Origin of the sequence: Actinobacillus capsulatus DSM 19761 (assembly GCF_000374285.1) — a bacterium.
Classification (GTDB): domain Bacteria; phylum Pseudomonadota; class Gammaproteobacteria; order Enterobacterales; family Pasteurellaceae; genus Actinobacillus; species Actinobacillus capsulatus.
This window is the reverse complement of the sequence record NZ_KB893943.1, coordinates 71,973-90,428: the sequence shown is the minus strand read 5'-3', so window position 1 is coordinate 90,428 and position 18,456 is coordinate 71,973. Positions and strand designations below refer to the sequence as shown.

At 41.1% G+C, this 18,456-nt stretch carries 18 protein-coding genes; 4 read left to right on the top strand and 14 right to left on the bottom strand.

The features are described 5' to 3' along the window. Positions 1–71: 71 nt before the first annotated feature. The 8 genes from tuf to C228_RS0110020 all read right to left on the bottom strand — a co-directional run bounded on the left by tuf (position 72) and on the right by C228_RS0110020 (position 8,668). Entirely contained in the window at positions 72–1,256 is a 1,185-nt protein-coding gene (tuf, locus tag C228_RS0110055) for an elongation factor Tu (RefSeq protein ID WP_018652491.1), read from the bottom strand. A gap of 62 nt (positions 1,257–1,318) precedes the next feature. Further along, positions 1,319–3,424: an elongation factor G gene (fusA, locus tag C228_RS0110050; protein WP_018652490.1), complete on the bottom strand. Its 2,106-nt coding sequence runs from the start codon at positions 3,422–3,424 to the stop codon at positions 1,319–1,321. Positions 3,425–3,525: 101 nt separating this feature from the next. Further along, positions 3,526–3,996, bottom strand: a complete 471-nt coding sequence (gene rpsG / locus C228_RS0110045; protein WP_018652489.1) for a 30S ribosomal protein S7 — start codon at positions 3,994–3,996, stop codon at positions 3,526–3,528. 137 nt (positions 3,997–4,133) lie between these two features. Next, a complete protein-coding gene (gene rpsL, locus C228_RS0110040) occupies positions 4,134–4,508 on the bottom strand; it encodes a 30S ribosomal protein S12 (protein ID WP_005543325.1) in 375 nt (124 codons plus the stop codon). 123 nt (positions 4,509–4,631) lie between these two features. Next, on the bottom strand, positions 4,632–5,591 hold the full coding sequence (rfaC, locus tag C228_RS0110035) for a lipopolysaccharide heptosyltransferase RfaC (RefSeq protein ID WP_026313279.1): 960 nt from the start codon (positions 5,589–5,591) through the stop codon (positions 4,632–4,634). 75 nt (positions 5,592–5,666) lie between these two features. Then, a complete protein-coding gene (gene waaF, locus C228_RS0110030) occupies positions 5,667–6,704 on the bottom strand; it encodes a lipopolysaccharide heptosyltransferase II (protein ID WP_018652487.1) in 1,038 nt (345 codons plus the stop codon). 82 nt (positions 6,705–6,786) lie between these two features. Then, complete coding sequence (locus tag C228_RS0110025) at positions 6,787–7,242, bottom strand: MliC family protein (protein ID WP_018652486.1); 456 nt, start codon at positions 7,240–7,242, stop codon at positions 6,787–6,789. A 73-nt stretch (positions 7,243–7,315) separates the two neighbouring features. Continuing rightward, positions 7,316–8,668 (bottom strand): LysM-like peptidoglycan-binding domain-containing protein, encoded by a 1,353-nt coding sequence (locus C228_RS0110020; RefSeq protein ID WP_018652485.1) that lies wholly within the window; start codon positions 8,666–8,668, stop codon positions 7,316–7,318. A 339-nt stretch (positions 8,669–9,007) separates the two neighbouring features. Between C228_RS0110020 and C228_RS0110015 the strand changes: the two genes are divergently transcribed. The 3 genes from C228_RS0110015 to gshAB all read left to right on the top strand — a co-directional run bounded on the left by C228_RS0110015 (position 9,008) and on the right by gshAB (position 12,869). Next, positions 9,008–9,373 (top strand): ComEA family DNA-binding protein, encoded by a 366-nt coding sequence (locus C228_RS0110015; protein WP_018652484.1) that lies wholly within the window; start codon positions 9,008–9,010, stop codon positions 9,371–9,373. Positions 9,374–9,551: 178 nt separating this feature from the next. Next, positions 9,552–10,445, top strand: a complete 894-nt coding sequence (gene asd, locus C228_RS0110010; RefSeq protein ID WP_018652483.1) for an archaetidylserine decarboxylase — start codon at positions 9,552–9,554, stop codon at positions 10,443–10,445. Positions 10,446–10,595: 150 nt separating this feature from the next. Continuing rightward, entirely contained in the window at positions 10,596–12,869 is a 2,274-nt protein-coding gene (gshAB, locus tag C228_RS0110005) for a bifunctional glutamate--cysteine ligase GshA/glutathione synthetase GshB (RefSeq protein ID WP_018652482.1), read from the top strand. Between the two features lie 90 nt (positions 12,870–12,959). Here gshAB and C228_RS0110000 read toward each other — a convergent pair whose 3' ends face one another. Continuing rightward, a complete protein-coding gene (locus C228_RS0110000; protein ID WP_018652481.1) occupies positions 12,960–13,580 on the bottom strand; it encodes a MerR family transcriptional regulator in 621 nt (206 codons plus the stop codon). A gap of 199 nt (positions 13,581–13,779) precedes the next feature. Here C228_RS0110000 and C228_RS0109995 point away from each other — a divergent pair, with 199 nt between their 5' ends. Beyond that, entirely contained in the window at positions 13,780–14,982 is a 1,203-nt protein-coding gene (locus C228_RS0109995; protein WP_018652480.1) for an aromatic amino acid transporter, read from the top strand. A gap of 140 nt (positions 14,983–15,122) precedes the next feature. Here C228_RS0109995 and C228_RS0109990 read toward each other — a convergent pair whose 3' ends face one another. From C228_RS0109990 to C228_RS0109970, 5 genes are all read right to left on the bottom strand, one after another. Then, positions 15,123–15,416, bottom strand: a complete 294-nt coding sequence (locus C228_RS0109990; protein WP_018652479.1) for a YfcZ/YiiS family protein — start codon at positions 15,414–15,416, stop codon at positions 15,123–15,125. Between the two features lie 63 nt (positions 15,417–15,479). After that, on the bottom strand, positions 15,480–16,250 hold the full coding sequence (locus tag C228_RS0109985) for a biotin--[acetyl-CoA-carboxylase] ligase (RefSeq protein WP_018652478.1): 771 nt from the start codon (positions 16,248–16,250) through the stop codon (positions 15,480–15,482). 8 nt (positions 16,251–16,258) lie between these two features. Then, on the bottom strand, positions 16,259–17,287 hold the full coding sequence (gene murB / locus C228_RS0109980; RefSeq protein WP_018652477.1) for a UDP-N-acetylmuramate dehydrogenase: 1,029 nt from the start codon (positions 17,285–17,287) through the stop codon (positions 16,259–16,261). A gap of 111 nt (positions 17,288–17,398) precedes the next feature. Further along, positions 17,399–18,013, bottom strand: coding sequence for a cytochrome c3 family protein (locus C228_RS0109975; RefSeq protein WP_018652476.1), 615 nt, complete (start codon positions 18,011–18,013; stop codon positions 17,399–17,401). A gap of 11 nt (positions 18,014–18,024) precedes the next feature. Next, positions 18,025–18,450 (bottom strand): nitrate reductase cytochrome c-type subunit, encoded by a 426-nt coding sequence (locus C228_RS0109970; RefSeq protein ID WP_018652475.1) that lies wholly within the window; start codon positions 18,448–18,450, stop codon positions 18,025–18,027. Positions 18,451–18,456: the final 6 nt, after the last annotated feature.

Genomic DNA, 18,456 nt, shown 5'->3' with positions numbered 1-18,456 from the left:
AACAAAAAAGGCGTGTCTTTCGACACGCCTTCTCTAGCATTTCGCACTCAAATATTAAGTCTAATACCTAATTATTTGATAATTTTCGCTACAACACCTGCACCTACTGTACGACCACCTTCACGAATCGCAAAACGTAAACCTTCGTCCATTGCGATTGGGTGAATTAAGCTAACAGTCATTTTGATGTTGTCGCCTGGCATTACCATCTCTACGCCTTCAGGTAATTCGATTGTACCTGTTACGTCTGTTGTACGGAAGTAGAACTGTGGACGGTAACCTTTGAAGAATGGAGTATGACGACCACCTTCCTCTTTTGATAATACGTATACTTCTGATTCGAAGTCTGTGTGTGGTGTAATTGTACCTGGTTTCGCTAATACTTGACCACGTTCGATTTCTTCACGTTTTGTACCACGTAATAATGCACCTACGTTCTCACCTGCACGACCTTCGTCAAGTAATTTACGGAACATTTCAACGCCAGTTACGGTTGTTTTCGCTGTTTCTTTGATACCAACGATTTCAACCTCTTCACCTGCTTTAATGATACCACGCTCAACACGGCCTGTTACTACTGTACCACGACCAGAGATTGAGAATACGTCTTCGATTGGTAACAAGAATGGCTTGTCAATCGCACGCTCTGGCTCTGGAATGTATGTATCTAAGTGGTTCGCTAATTCAAGGATTTTTTCTTCCCATTCTGCAACCCCGTTTAATGCTTGTAATGCAGAACCACGTACGATTGGTGTATCATCGCCTGGGAAGTCATATTGAGAAAGAAGTTCACGAACTTCCATTTCTACTAATTCTAATAACTCTTCGTCATCTACCATGTCGCATTTGTTTAAGAATACGATGATGTATGGTACACCTACTTGGCGACCTAATAAGATGTGCTCACGAGTTTGTGGCATTGGACCGTCTGTTGCTGCTACCACTAAGATTGCACCGTCCATTTGCGCCGCACCAGTAATCATGTTTTTAACATAGTCCGCGTGTCCTGGGCAGTCTACGTGTGCGTAGTGACGAGTTGCTGTGTCATACTCAACGTGTGAGGTGTTGATGGTGATACCACGCGCTTTTTCTTCCGGCGCGTTGTCAATTTGGTCGAATGCACGAGCTGCACCACCGAAGTGTTTCGCTAACACAGTTGTGATCGCTGCTGTTAAAGTTGTTTTACCATGGTCGACGTGACCGATTGTACCCACGTTTACATGGGGTTTTGTACGTTCAAATTTTTCTTTAGACACTTTGATAGCTTCCTAAAAAATGAGCCATGACCCTATTGCTATGGCTCAGGTTAAAAATAAAATTATTTAGCTTTACGAGCTTCAATAATTGCTGCTGCAACGCTTGTAGGCGCTTCAGCGTATTTTAATGGTTCCATTGAGTAAGATGCACGACCTTGAGTTTGTGAACGTAAGTCTGTTGCATAACCAAACATTTCTGATAATGGAACTTCTGCATTGATCTTAACAACGAACTCATTCGCTTCTTGACCGTTAACCATTGCACGACGACGGCTTAAGTCACCAATTACATCACCAACGTAGTCTGGTGGAGTTTCCACTTCAACTTTCATGATTGGCTCAAGTAATACTGGGTTAGCTTTTGCGAACGCTGCTTTAAACGCTAATGACGCTGCAAGTTTGAACGCTAACTCAGATGAGTCAACATCGTGGTATGAACCGAAGTGTAAACGTACACCGATGTCTTCTACTGGGTAACCCGCTAATGGACCAGATTTAAGTTGTTCTTGGATACCTTTATCAACTGCAGGGATAAATTCACCAGGAATCACACCACCTTTGATCTCGTTCACGAACTCGTAACCAGGACCTTCTGGGTCTAATGGATATAAGTCGATGACAACGTGACCGTATTGACCGCGACCACCAGATTGTTTTGCGTGTTTACCTTCAACATCGTTAACACGTGTACGGATAGTTTCACGGTAAGATACTTGTGGTTTACCGATGTTCGCTTCAACTTTGAATTCACGACGCATACGGTCAACGATGATATCTAAGTGTAACTCACCCATACCTGAGATGATAGTTTCACCTGACTCTTCATCTGTGTGAACACGGAATGAAGGGTCTTCTTGTGCAAGACGACCTAACGCTAAGCCCATTTTCTCTTGGTCAGCTTTAGTTTTTGGTTCTACCGCTACAGAGATTACCGGCTCTGGGAATTCCATACGCTCAAGGATGATTGGCGCATCTTGTGCACATAATGTGTCACCTGTACCCACTTCTTTTAAACCAATTGCTGCTGCGATATCGCCCGCACGAACTTCTTTGATTTCTTCACGTTTGTTAGCGTGCATCTGTACGATACGACCGAAACGTTCACGTTTTTGTTTAACTGAGTTGTAAACTGTATCACCAGAGTTGATTACACCTGAGTAAACACGGAAGAATGTTAAGTTACCAACGAATGGGTCAGTTGCAATTTTGAATGCAAGAGCTGCAAATGGCTCTTCATCGCTTGCGTGACGCTCACCTTCAGTTTCGTCTTCGTTGATACCTTTGATTGCAGGGATATCTGTAGGTGCAGGTAAGTAGTCGATTACCGCATCAAGCATTGCTTGAACACCTTTGTTTTTGAATGCAGAACCACAGCAAACTGGGATAATTTCGCTTGCTAATACGCGTTGACGTAATGCCGCTTTGATTTCTTCTTCAGAAAGGTCACCTTCTTCGAAGAATTTTTCCATTAACTCTTCTGATGCTTCAGCTGCAGCTTCTACTAACATTGCACGACGCTCTTCACATTCAGCAAGCATGTTTGCTGGAATATCTTCGTATGTGAAAGTCATACCTTGGTCAGCTTCGTTCCAGTTGATTGCTTTCATTTTGATTAAGTCAACTACACCTGTGAAGCTGTCTTCTGCACCGATAGGCAGTTGTAATGCAACTGCGTTACCGCCTAAACGAGTTTTGATTTGCTCAACAACACGTAAGAAGTTTGCACCTGTACGGTCCATTTTGTTTACGAATGCAATACGTGGAACACCATATTTATTCGCTTGACGCCATACAGTTTCTGATTGAGGCTGAACGCCACCAACCGCACAGTAAACCATTACCGCACCGTCAAGAACACGCATAGAACGTTCTACTTCGATGGTAAAGTCTACGTGTCCCGGAGTATCAATAACGTTGATACGGTGTTGTGGATATTGTTGTGACATACCAGACCAGAATGCTGTTGTTGCAGCAGATGTGATCGTGATACCACGTTCTTGCTCTTGTTCCATCCAGTCCATTGTTGCTGCACCATCGTGAACTTCACCGATTTTGTGACTTACGCCTGTATAGAACAAGATACGCTCTGTAGTAGTTGTTTTACCCGCATCGATGTGCGCACTGATACCGATGTTACGGTAAAGTGAAATAGGGGTTGTACGAGCCATTTTTATTTATTACCTTGTTTGGGATTTAAATTAAAATTCTTAATAAGGGTAAGGCTTCACCACACATTTGGATGAAGCCTTTAAGATATAAAGCTAAGCGATTACCAACGGTAGTGAGCAAACGCTTTATTCGCTTCAGCCATACGGTGAACGTCTTCACGTTTCTTAACAGCTGAACCTTTGTTATCTGCCGCATCTGAAAGTTCGTTAGCTAAACGTAATGCCATTGATTTGTCACCACGTTTACGAGCTGCTTCAACGATCCAACGCATAGCTAACGCGTTACGACGAGCTGGACGAACTTCAACTGGTACTTGGTAAGTAGAACCACCAACACGACGAGATTTAACCTCTACTGTTGGACGTACGTTTTCTAACGCTGCTTCAAAAGCTTCTAAAGCTTCTTTACCAGTACGTTGTGCTAAAGTTTCTAAAGCACCGTAAATAATTGATTCTGCAATAGATTTTTTACCATCTACCATTAAAACATTAATAAATTTTGCAAGTAATTCTGAACCGAACTTCGGATCTGGAAGAATTTTGCGAGGTTCAACACTACGACGACGTGGCATTGTAAATACTCCGTTTATATATTCAGGATAATCCAAAACTCATCTATTGTGTGTGATAGCACATCACGATTGACTGGAGTTTATGGTTTAAATTTTTTGATTAATTTAGACGTTTGGCCTTACTTAACGGAGATCCATTAAGCTTTAGGACGTTTAACGCCGTATTTAGAACGACCTTGTTTACGGTCTTTAACGCCTGCACAGTCAAGTGCACCACGTACAGTGTGATAACGCACACCCGGTAAGTCTTTAACACGACCACCACGAATTAATACAACACTGTGTTCTTGTAAGTTATGACCTTCACCACCGATGTATGAAGTTACTTCAAAGCCATTTGTTAAACGAATACGGCACACTTTACGTAATGCTGAGTTCGGTTTTTTAGGTGTAGTAGTGTATACACGAGTACACACGCCACGTTTCTGCGGGCAAGCCTCTAATGCAGGAACGTTGCTTTTTACAACCTTTTTCACACGCGGTTTGCGTACTAATTGGTTGATAGTTGCCATTTAAAAGCTCCAGTTAAAATTATTAAAAATAAAATTAAAAAAACATCCTTTCAAAGAAGAAAGGACGGTAGATTCTATTGTTATACGGACTAAAAGTCAAGTATTCACCATAGGATAAATTGATTATTCTGTGATCAGCGTTTCTAAGGTTTGCAAGACACGATAAGGTAAAATATTCGCCATACCGTTTCCGGTCAGATAATGCTGATTTCTGCCGTAAGCGCCGATTAATTTTGGGTCGGTTGCACCATATAAAATCACGTTTTGTTTATCTAATGCCGCGGCTAAATGGCTTAGTCCGGTATCAACCGACAGCACGGCTTTCGCACCGGCAATTTGTTCCGCTAATTCAGTCAGTGATAATTTCGGCAATACTGTCACATTAGCACTCACTTCTGCCAAACGCATGGCTCTCTCTTTTTCTTGTTGATTACCCCAAGGTAAACGTACCTCAATCCCCTGTATGCTTAGCTCTCGAATCACTTCTCGCCAGTAATCTTCTTTCCAATGCTTATCAGCTCTCGTTGTCGCATGAATCGCAAGCAGATAAGCGGTTGAATTTTCAGATTTTTTTGCAAAATGCGTGGCAATTCCATAATCACCTAATCCATCGGGAAGTACATAATTCAGAGAGTTAGCAAATAACTTTCGAATTCGTTCCACTGCGTGTTGCTGATAAGCGATATTAAACGCTTGATCATAAAACAGACTGCTTAGCCCTTCTCGAGCAGAATGTTTGTCGTAGCCGTATTTTGTTCCCTTTGCCTGCTTGGTTACCAATACCGCACTTTTAATCAATCCTTGTGCATCAATCACCGCATCATATTCTTCCGAACGAAGTTGCTTTAGGTAATATTGCCATTCCAGCCAAGTTTGCCGCTTACACAAGTTTTTGCGCCAACGGCGAATCGCTAACGGGATAACCTTATCTACCGCCGAATGCCAATGCGGAATTTCACTAAAATTTTCTTCCACCACCCAATCGAACTGAATATTCGGAATCGCATTTTTAGCATCCATCAACGCAGGCAAAGTATGAATCACATCTCCCATCGAGGACGTTTTTACAACTAAAACTTTCATTTCTTTATCTTTAATAATAAATATGAACAAGCGGTCGAAATCTGCAAAATTTTTGCAAAAAATGACCGCTTGCAATTAGCCTATTAGTGCCTCTAATTTCTCAATGACCATTTCCGGCTGAATATCGATTAAGCTTTGGTGATAGCCTTCGGCAGCATCGCCTTTACGAATCTTAATCAAACCGCCTTCAATTAAACGAATAATCACCGCTTTATCGGAAAGCGGCGGCGTATATTGCGGGCTAGTTGGCCCGTAAAGCGCAACTAACGGCTTGCCTAACGCCGCAGCAATATGCATTAGCCCGGAATCATTACTCACTACGGCATGACAATCGGCAATTAAATCAACTGCTTGATTTAAATCGGTTTGCCCCGCTAAATTGACGCAATAGCGCTGTAAATTGTCCGCTAAACTTGCACTGATTTGTTCGCCGACTTCTTTATCTTTATTTGAGCCGAACAAATGTACCGCATAGCCTTTTTCGATCAACATTTCCGCCAATTTAGCATAATGATAATGTGGCCAACGTTTTGCCGGCCCGAATTCAGCTCCTGGGCAAAAGCCGACTGCCGGGCGCTGTTCAGCATATTCAAACTGTTTGGCAAATTTCGCTTTGGTTGCAGTGATCTCAGCCGCTTGCGTTTGTAGATAAGGTACTGGCATCGGCAATGTTTTGGCATCCGGCACAGCATTTTTCTCAAAAGCCAGCGCAACATAACGTTGTGCCATCATTGGATAATCTTGCTTGTTAGTACGCAAATCATTTAAAAAGAAATAGCGGCTTTCGCCTTTCCAACCTCGGCGCACTGCAATTTTAGCAAATAAAGGAATAAATGCCGATTTAAGCGAATTAGGTAAAACAATCGCCATATCATATTGATTTCGCAGCGATTTTCCTAATTGATAACGCTCACACAGGCGGAACGAACCATGCCCAATCGGCATCAAAATCGCTTTCCGAACTTCCGGCATTCGAGCAAGGAGCGGACGACACCAATCCGGTGCCATCACGTCAATTTGATAATTCGGATATTGAACCTTAAGTTGTTGATACAGTGCATGCGACATCATCATATCGCCGACCCAAGACGGGCCAATAATTAAGATATTCATTGTCTTCCTTTCATTCAAATGACAAGCGGTCAAAATTAGCCTATTTTTTGCAAAAAACTAAGCCAAAATGACCGCTTATTTTCTACGGTTTAAGTTTACATTCACTGGCAAGAACGTTATTGCTATTATCTGTGAGAGAAGCTTCACCATTTAAACTCTCTTTCCACGTCCAACGGATATTACTATATTTTTTACCGTCTCTCGTCACTGCCGGTGATAACGTATGCGTTGCGTGACCGTAAGTAACTAAAATCGCTTGCTGACTACTGACTTTACGTTTCGCTTTATTATTCACTTTTTTCGCCTTCGGGCGCTGAACCTTCACTACCACATCATTTTTACAAATAAACTGCATTGAGGTCTGATTCTTTACTACCGTTACCTTTTCTGTCGGCTTAATTTCCGTTTGAGCCTGTTGTATGACTATTTGAGCTCGCTGTACTTGCTCAATCGGCGCTTCTAAAGGCTTACACCCTGCCAGCGTCAGCAAACCGGTACATACTGCTAAACAACACGGCTTTTGCAAAAAAACATTCATTTTACAACTACTCTCCTTCTCAAAATTTTGAGAAAAAAAGAGCAACGTTTGTAGCGTTGCTCTTTAATGTCAATTATTTAAAGCTATAGCTACCGTCTGCTTGACGAGTAAACTTACCGCCAGATCCGATACTCATTTCAACTACGCGGTTATTTTTATCTAAACGCACGCTCACACGCTCACCCACTTTTAGATTACTTACCACTTTGTTGACTTTGCTCATCGCATTTACATCCGAGATATTTAAACCGTTATCACGGAATACTTGCATCAATGATGTACCTTTTGGCACTGTCATAGTTTTACTTGCGACTGCCGCTGCCGTTGCTGGTTTTGCCAGTGCTGCTTTAGCTGCCGTAGGTGCTGCTGTTTTTGCTACTGGCTTACCGGTTTCTACATTCTTCACCAATTGATCTAATTGTGCATTCTTCGCTTTTTTCGCATTGAATTCATCTGCCGTGATAGCTTTCACTTTCGGCTGTTTAGGCGTTTCAGACTGATGAATCACGCTACCTTGCGTTTTAGGTTTAACAGGAGCAGGTTGCACAACGAGTTTATTCACAACCGGAGCCGGCTCAACTTTTGGCTCTTCAGCAACTACGTTCGTATTTGCTGTCGTAGCGGCTGGAGTTTCTGTTGTCGGTGTGACGCTTTTTGCTGGAGCTGTCTCAGTTGTTACTGGTTGTGCAGTCGCAACATTCATATCTTGCTGAATTTGTTGTGCCTGTTGTGCTTGTTGCTGAGCAATTGCTTCTTGCTCAGCTTTTGCTTGCGCTTCCGCACGTTTTGCTTCTTCTTCATCTACCGGACGGAACTCAATTGGTAATGAACTGCCTTGTTGAGACTGTAACTCTTCAACAGTTTCCGGTGCACTCGGTTTTAACCAGAAGAAGATTGCCACTAAAATTGCAGCTAAAATCGCTACTAAACCTAAACGACGGAATTTAGATGGCACACTCGCTACTGCAACAGCTTCGGCTGCTGTGGTCGGATTCACGACAGGAATCACACGATCTTCACTACTTGTATTCATCGCTGGCTTTTCCTCTGTAACTAATTTTTCAACTTGCTCCGGCTCTGCTTTTTTAGGTTCTTCCGTAGCTTCATCCGCTACCGGAGAAAAAGCGAAACCTGAATCTTGTGCAACTTTCGATGCTTCTGTTTCTGAAATTTCTGTATTCACCTTTTGAGCTTCCTCAATCGATTTTAATGGCGTTGTATCATCAACAGGGCGCTTCATTACAGGCGTAAAAGTATAACTTGGTGCTTGATTTAATGATACTGTTGCATTACTTGCAATAACTTTTGCTGCCTCAACAGCTTTTGCACTATCTGAATTAATGATTGCTTCTGCTACTTGCTCCGCCGACTGTGCAACAGACGGCTCGCCAAAAGTTGGCTCTTTACGAAAATTATTTTGTGACATTTAACTTTCCAATTTTAGGTAAAAAAATAATGGGAAATTCCCCCGCTGAATAAATTATCCCCATTTTAAAGTATTTCTCTTTAATCAGCACACGATTTTTCAGAAAATTATGCCTACAAGCGGTAATATTTATTAAATATTTTACAAAAACACTAAATCAGCACTGCTCACCACGTATTTATATCCTCTCTTCCTTACTTCTGACCATAAGATAAACAATTTTCTCGATCTTGATCGCAAAAATAATTTCTCAGAATTGCTCTCTGATTTATTTAACTTGTAAAGTAGTTCCAAGCAAAACCATCTTAAAAAGCAATCTAAAAAGAAAAGGAGACATTTATGAAAACACGCTCAAAACTTGGCTTAAGTCTGTTAATCGGAATGTTATCTACCGGTGTATTGGCTGCTGAAAAAACAAAGCCTAGCGTCATAGAACCCACTCCCGTAGTTCAAAACGCACAAGCAACTAGCACTGAATATAGCCATGCTGAAATGACGAACAATGCAAATTTAGTGAATATCAACACTGCAACTGCGGCTGAAATTCAAGATAAATTAGTGGGTATTGGCGCTAAAAAAGCACAAGCAATTGTTGAATACCGTACGAAAAATGGTGCATTTAGTAGCCTAGAGCAACTTACCGATGTATCCGGTATCGGCAAAGCCACACTGGATAAAAATCGTGATCGTATTCTATTGCAATAATATCTTCCCTCTCATATAACATTTGCTGAGTTAAGGCAACATGTGGCTTACTTCCTCTATCTTTATGCCACATCTTAACTCAGCGCCCTGTTACTTTTTGATAACATTAGGTAATTCACTTTTCTTTCTGTTATACTTCGTGCCTCTTTGTATAATTGAATAAAAAGGATACAACTTAATGTCTCTTAAACCCTATTTGATGCCGACTTATTGGCAACGTGCGAAAGTTGCATTTCAATATATATTCCCACAATTACCTGTTACCCGTTTAGCAGGTTGGCTGGCAGAACAAAAATGGGGTGTTGTGACCCACTTTATTATCCGTGCATTCGCTAAACAATATAATGTTAATTTATCAGAAGCACAAAAAAGCAATGCTTCTGACTACGCAACGTTTAATGAATTCTTTATTCGTCCGTTAAAAGAAAACGCTCGCCCGATTAACCAAGATGCACAGGCGCTTTGTTTACCGGCAGACGGCAAAGTAAGTGAATCAGGTAAGATTGAAGACGATCGTTTACTACAAGCAAAAGGTCATTTCTTTACACTTGAAACCTTACTAGCGAATGATCAAGAAATGGCAAATAAGTTTAAAGATGGCCATTTTATTACCACTTATTTATCGCCGCGCGATTACCACCGTGTACATATGCCATGTGATGCAACCCTACGCAAAATGATTTACGTACCGGGCGAATTATTTTCAGTAAATCCGTTCTTAGCTGAACACGTACCAAATTTATTTGCGCGTAACGAACGTGTAATCTGTGAATTTGAAACTGAATTCGGGCCGATGGTACAAATTTTAGTGGGCGCAACTATTACAGCAAGTATGAGTACAGTTTGGGCTGGTGTAATTAACCCGCCTCGTGCCAAAGATGTTGTGGTATATCACTATGAAACCACCGGTGAAACCGCCGTACACCTGAAAAAAGGTCAGGAAATGGGGGCTTTCTGCTTAGGTTCAACCGTAATTAACCTCTTCCCGAAAGATTGCATTGAATTCGAAGCACACCTACAAGCCGGCGTAGAAACTCGAATGGGTGAGCGCTTGGCAAAAGTGATTAAATAATCTTTTTTAATTAAGCACGATTATAATAAGCGTGCTTTTTTATAACCAAATAGTCTATTCTCTTATCAATCAGCTATAAACCCAATCAAAAAAGTATGCTATTTTAGGGGCAGAACTTCGTCTAACGCATTTATCGCGAAAGGGAAAGCTATGAAATTACAACAACTGATTAAAACTCATCAACTTGGTTTGCTGTTTCAACAAGGTAAATTTGGCATTGAAAAAGAAAGCCAACGTATTGATAATAAAGGGAATATTGTTACTACAGCCCATCCTGGCGTTTTTGGTAACCGCAGTTATCACCCATATATTCAAACCGATTTTGCAGAAAGCCAACTTGAGCTAATCACACCGCCAAACGATAAATTGGAAGATACATATCGTTGGTTATCCGCTATTCACGAGGTAACGTTACGTTCATTACCTGATGATGAATATATTTTCCCACTCAGTATGCCTGCCGGTTTACCGCCGGAAGATCAAATCAAAGAAGCACAATTAGATAACGAATGGGATGTGAAATATCGTGAACATCTGTCTGCAATCTACGGCAAATATAAGCAGATGGTGAGCGGTATTCACTACAATTTCCAGATTTCTGACGAGTTTGTCGAGAGCGCATTTGCATTACAAACGGAATACAGCGATAAAATTGCGTTCCGCAATGCGTTATATATGAAATTAGCCAATAACTTTTTACGTTATCAATGGATTTTAGTCTATCTGCTTGCCGCCACACCAACCGTAGAGGCGCAATATTTTGGCGAAAATCGACCGCTTGCAGAAGGACAATTAGTACGTAGTTTACGTTCTAGCCCGTATGGCTATGTAAATGCGCCTCATGTAGTAATCAATCACGATAGCTTGCAAGAATATGTGGAATCATTAGAACATTTTGTGACAAACGGTGATTTATTAGCGGAAAAAGAATTCTATTCAAACGTACGTTTACGTGGCGCGAAAAAAGCACGTGAATTACTTGAAAAAGGGGTTAAATATGCGGAATTCCGCTTATTTGATCTCAATCCGCTCTCTCCCTACGGTATCGAGCTCGCCGATGCCAAATTTATTCATCTGTTCTTACTTGCTATGCTATGGATAGATGAAACAAGCGGTCAAAAAGAAGTCGAACTCGGTAAACAAAAACTATACCAAGTTGCACTTGAAGATCCTCGTTCACACACTGCGTTCCAAGCAGAGGGTGAAGCTATCCTTAACCTAATGTTGGCAATGTTAGAAGATCTTTCAGCGCCACAAAGCGAGAAAGATTTATTACAACAAAAACTAGCTCAATTTGCTGATCCAAGCCAAACGGTAAACGGTCGTTTATTAGCAGCAATTGAACAAGCCGGCAGCTATAAAGCACTCGGTGCACAACTTGCTCAACAATATAAAGCGCAAACGTTCGAGCGTTTTTATGCGATTTCTGCTTTCGATAATATGGAGCTTTCTACACAGGCTTTATTATTTGATGCAATCCAACAAGGATTACAGATCGAATTACTTGATGAAAACGATCAGTTCCTTGCACTCAAATTCGGTGATCATCTCGAATATGTGAAAAATGGCAATATGACCAGTCACGATCAGTATATTTCTCCATTAATTATGGAAAATAAAGTCGTGACCAAAAAAGTGTTGGCGAAAGCCGGTTTTAATGTGCCGAAAAGCGCTGAATTTACCTCGCTAGAACAGGCGGTCGCACACTACCCGTTATTTGAAGAAAAAGCAGTAGTAATTAAGCCAAAATCGACCAATTACGGCTTGGGCATTACGATTTTCCAACAGGGCGTGACGGATAAAGCCGACTTTGCCAAAGCGATTGAAATTGCGTTCCGTGAAGATAAAGAAGTGGTGGTGGAAGACTATTTAGTCGGTACCGAATATCGTTTCTTTGTGCTAGGCGATGAAACGCTGGCTGTATTGTTGCGTGTGCCGGCGAATGTAAAAGGTGACGGCATACATACGGTGCGTGAATTGGTGGAAGCAAAAAACAGTGATCCGCTACGAGGCGATGGATCTCGTTCTCCATTGAAAAAAATCGCCCTAGGTGACATTGAATTACTTCAGCTCAAAGAGCAAAGTTTAACACCTGATTCAATTCCGGCTGAAGGACAAATCGTACAATTACGTGCCAACTCTAATATCAGTACCGGTGGTGATTCGATTGATATGACTGACCAAATGCATGATAGCTATAAACAATTAGCAGTCGGTATTGCTAAAGCGATGGGGGCAAAAGTATGTGGCGTGGATTTAATCATTCCGGATTTAACCAAAGCAGCCGAGCCATCTCTGCGTTCATGGGGCGTGATTGAAGCGAACTTCAACCCGATGATGATGATGCACATTTTCCCTTACCAAGGAAAATCTCGCCGCTTAACCAAAGCCGTGTTAAAAATGCTGTTCCCTGAACTGCCTTAATAAAAATCAAGCGGTCAAATTTGTAGAAAATTTTGCAAATTTGACCGCTTGTAAAACAATAAATCCCATAAAAATAGTAAAAAGTAAAAGTTAATACTTCACTAATTGCGAATTTAAGATATACGGCTTTAATAGCAATAAAATATTGAAAAAATGTTTTAAACGCTCCTCTTGACCTTCTTCTTGCATTAGGATTTCTCCGCCGATTGCCATTTCTTGATGCGCTAAATTTTTCGCCACTTCCGCATAACTTTCTAATAATTGAAATTCCTGCGCATCACATTGGCTAAGAATAGCCAACATATCACGATCTTTCGCACTAAAGTCGCTATGGGTCGGATTAATTAAACCCATTTCCACAAATTCATTCAATTCAACTTCGGTAATACCAAATTCCGAGCAGATCTCACTCACTAATAAGCGTTCACTTTCTGTACCGTTTAGAATATCCAACGATCCCATTAAGCTTTTATAAGGATTATTCAGATCAAAATCCGGCTGAGCAAATACCATTTTAATCTGTGAAATAGTGGCATTAAAGTTTGCTTGAAGATATTTAATAAATTCAATTAATTGGATATTACTTTCATCATATAAGTGAAAGTTCGGTTTATCTTTCAAAGGTTCCGGTAACAATCCCTCTTTAATGTAATAAAGAATGGTTGATTTAGGCGTATTAGTTAATTTGGAAAGATCGTTCATTTTCAGCATAATAAGTTCCTTTGGATCTAATTTTGGATCTATTTTAGATAATCTATATAAAAGCGTAAAGTTTTAGTATTCACTATTTAGGTAAAAATAGCGTTTTACGATGATAAAAATACACTTTTTCTCTATAAGACTATTTTTTAATAAGTTAGTTTATGGCACAATACTATTACCTTAATGTACTACTTCAATAGGATATTTTATGAAAAAACAGCCAACACTTTTTGGTGGCGCTTGTATTATCGCAGGTGTATGTGTAGGAGCCGGTATGCTCGGGCTTCCAACTTCCGGTGCGGGTGCTTGGACAATGTGGTCTATTCTTGCACTTGCTTTCACCATGATTGTAATGACATTTTCAGGCTGGCTACTCCTTGATGTTTATAAAGGTTATGACCTACGCGCGTCTTTCAATACCGTTACCAAAGACTTATTAGGTAATAAGATTAATGCATTAAATAACCTTGCAGTTTATTTTGTCGGTGGCATTTTACTTTACGCTTACACCACCGCTTCCGGGGGAATTTTAGAGAACCTAACCAAGTCAGCGATTGATTTCGGTGAATTCGGGTCTCGTATCTGGTCTGTGCTATTCGTGCTGATTTTCTCGTTCTTTGTATGGCACTCTACTCGATTAGTTGATCGCATTTCTGTGTTATTAATTATTTTTATGGCATTGTCGTTTACATTCAGTATTTCGGGTTTAGTCAGCAATATTAATACTGCTGTTTTATTCGATCAACAAAACGATAACGGTGAATATGCTAAATATGCGTTAGCAATGTTGCCGGTTGCATTGACCTCTTTCGGTTATCACCACTCAGTCTCTTCAATGCATGCTTATTACGGTGAAGTGAAGAAAGCGAAATATGCAATTGCCGGCGGTACACTTATTGCTTTAGGGCTTTATTTACTTTGGGTAATCAGCATTTTCGGTAATCTGCCACGTGCGCAATTTGCACCGGTTATCGCAAGTAACGGTGACTTAGACGTGTTATTAAATACGATTGGCGAAGTAGTACAGTCGCCGTATGTGAAACAAGCGATTAATGCATTTTCTATGGCGGCAATTCTGTCTTCATTTATCGGGGTTGGGTTAGGTACATTCGATTTCTTGGCAGATTTCTTTAAATTTGACGAGAATAAATCAGGCAGAACAAAAGCATGGGCGGTAACCTTCTTACCTCCGCTAGTATTCTCATTACTCTCGCCACTTGGCTTTTTAAAAGCGATTGGTTATGCAGGTGCGGTGGCAACCCTTTGGACTTGTATGATTCCAGCGTTATTAGCCTATAAAGCGAAAAAAGGTAATCTATTTATGATTGGACTGGTATTCTTATTCGGTGTGTGTACCGCGGTATTCCATTTCCTTTCAATGTACGAAATGTTACCAATGTTTAAAGGCTAAACCATTTATTTCTAACCACGCAATACACTGATTACACAGAAAATTGCCATTACGGCTAAATATAGTCCGTAAAGTCTGTGTTTTCTGTGGTTAAATCATAAACCAAAAAAATAAGAGGCAACATTTGTTGCCCCTTTGTTTTATCTGACCGCCATTTGGAATAACACCACTTCCGCCTGACAACTAAATTCAACCTGCATTTGCATTAAAAAACCGTCTTCAACTTGGCTAATATTATGTTGAATAACACAAGCTTCGGTTTCTACTGATTTTGCTTTTTCCGTGAAAAATTCGACCGCTTGCTGCGCTTGTTCTTCACTATCATACACCGCTTCGAAGGCGATTTGGCGATCGCTATTATCCAAAATTGAATCGCCTTTCAACTTACACATATTATGTGCTTCCACCGCTTTCTGTTGTATGGTTTTGTGCATAATGTTTCCTATCTATATTTCTACCAAAATTTTGTGAAAAACTAACCGCTTATCAGAAAATACTCAATTTGAGTCAGCACGCAATGACATTTCACCAATGCCGAACGGCGTCATAACACCGTTTTGCTCAAGCAGTAATTCACCGTGTTGATTGATACCACGTGAAATACCGTGAATTTCACTACCTTCCATGACTAGTTTTACCGGCTGATCACGAAAAATATCAAACGCTTGCCAACGCTCGGCATAATGTTCAAAGCCGACAAGCGGATAAATTTTAAGATTTTTTTGCAATTCATAAGCGAGACGACACACCAGTGCATTACGATCAAATTGATAACGTGACAAATCAGACCACGCTTGGGCCACGATATTTTCGTCAACTTGAGTCATCCTTAAATTTAAACCAATACCGATCACTAAATGAATGCCACTGCGATCCGCTTTGGTTTCAATCAGAATTCCACCCATTTTTTTGCCGCAATAATACATATCATTCGGCCATTTGATTTGGATATTTTCAACCTGTTGCGCTCGCAAACTTTCAGCAATAATCAGTGAAACCACCAAACTCAGCGAAGAAATATGCGCAGCGTCTTCAGTCGGGTAATGCCATAAAATTGAAAAATAGATATTTTCACTTTGCGGTGAATACCAAGTGCGCCCACGTCTGCCTCTGCCGGCGGTTTGTTGCTCCGCCAAACAAACCGAGCCCTGCGGCAAGGTTTGATAATGTTTGAGTAGATATTCGTTGGTCGAATCAATTTTATCAAACACCAGCGCTTGCCCGCATAGCAACGCCGTTTGGATCTGAGATTGGTTTAATTTGCTCATAACTTTAGTTATCTCGTGACTTCTTCGCTATTCACTTCGCCATTTTTGCCCATAAAACGCACTTCCGGATGCAGCTCAACCCCGAATTTTTCACGTACACGGCGGCGTACTTCTTTCGCCAATGCCACTACATCTGAACCCGCTGCCGCTTGCTTATTAATCAATACCAACGCTTGTTTTTCATGTACCGCCGCGCCACCTACTTGAAAGCCTTTCAATTCGCATTGGTCAATCAACCAACCTGCCGCCAATTTTACTGTGCCGTCTGTTTGCGGATAGTTTGGAATATTCGGGTAAGCGGTCTGAATTTGCGCAAATTTTGCAGCATCAATCACTGGATTTTTAAAGAAACTACCGGCATTACCGAACTCGTCCGGATTCGGTAATTTTGCCGAACGTACCGTACACACTTCGTCAAACACTTGTTGAGGCGTTACGCTTTGCGGATCAAACTGAGTTAATGAGCCATAACTTAATACCGGCTGCCATGCTTTTGTCAATTTGATTCCGACCGAGAGAATCGCAAATTCGTCTTTGTATTGGTGTTTAAACACACTTTCACGATAACTGAATTGGCACTCTTGTTTGGTCAAACGGAAAATTTCGCCCGTGCGTAAATTCAGCACTTCGACAAAATCACACACACGTTCAAATTCCACCCCGTAAGCACCGATATTTTGAATCGGTGCAGAACCGGCAACCCCCGGAATGAGTGCGAGATTCTCAAGACCTGCAATATTGTTTGCTAGCGTCCATTTCACCAGCTCATGCCAATTTTCGCCGCCTTGCACGTGTAAATAGTGGAATTGTTCATCTTCGTGATGCGTAATACCTTTTAATTTGTTGATGAATACGCAACCGTCAAAATCATCTAAGAAAAGCACATTTGAGCCTTGTCCTAAAATCAGTACCGGCTGATGATTGTTTACGGCGGTTTGCCATTCGTTAAGTAATTGTTCGGCACTGCTGAATTCAACGATTTTGCTTGCATTTGCCGCTAAATGGAAAGTATGGAAAGGAGTTAAACTGTGTTTCATAAAGGATTGATCCGCAACAAAAATTGCACAAAGTATAGCATAATTCGCAAAAAAATCCCCAAGTACACCGTACTTGAGGATCGTAAAATCGCATAAAAATCCAACCGCTTGTTATTTACCTTCCGCTGGTTGTTCTTTTTTCAACATATCTTCAGGAATGAAGCTCTTTTGAATTTTTTCCATATGTGGAAGGTTATGTGCAATACCTTTATGGCAGTCGATACAGGTTTTGCCTTGATCTTGTGCCATTGCGTGCATTTGTTGCGCCACGGTTTTCTGTTGAGTAAAGTCCATATCTTCAAAGTTATGGCAGTTACGGCACTCTTGAGAGTCATTAGCTTTCATACGCGCCCATTCACGTTCCGCCATTTCTAAACGGTGTGCTTCAAATTTTTCTTTAGTATCCACTTTTCCGGTAAAGTATGCATACACTTCTTTTGAAGCAATAATTTTACGTTTCCATTTATCAAGGAATTCATGCGGTACGTGACAGTCTGAACAGATTGCTTTCACGCCACTACGGTTTGAGTAGTGAGCCGAAGCACGATATTCAGGTACTACGTCATTCATATGACAGTCTGAACAGAATTGTTCGGTATTAGTATGTTCTAAACCTTGGTTAAAACCGCCCCACGCTAAAATACCGCCAATCGCAGAAATGATAATGAGTGTACCGGCAGCCATTTTACTCGGCGTACGGAACCAGTTCCAAAATTTCTTAATCATCACCTTTCTCCTTATTTACTTTGTGTCTGACGAATCGTGTCAAATTTATTTTGAATAATCGGATTTACGTCCGTTTGTTGTACGTGGCACTGTAGACAGAAGTAACGACGTGGCGAAGTTCCTTCGGTCGGTTTACCGTCACGATCCATAAAGTGACTTGCCGGCACACGTGTCGCACCGGTTGTCGGCGCAACTTCAGGGCTGTGACAACCTAAACATTGGTTGATATTTTTCGTTACTTGTAAACCACGAATACTGTGCGGAACAAGCGGTGGTTGGTGAGGGAAAGTCACAGGAATGTTGCCTGCATCTTTCTGTGCATTGGTATAAGCAGGGGTAACACTTTCCACTGTGCTATCAATACTTTTTGCCACTTGCGTTTCCGCCACGGCAAAACCCGCCAATGCGGTCAATAAGAGGGTGAGATATTTTCTCATGTTAAA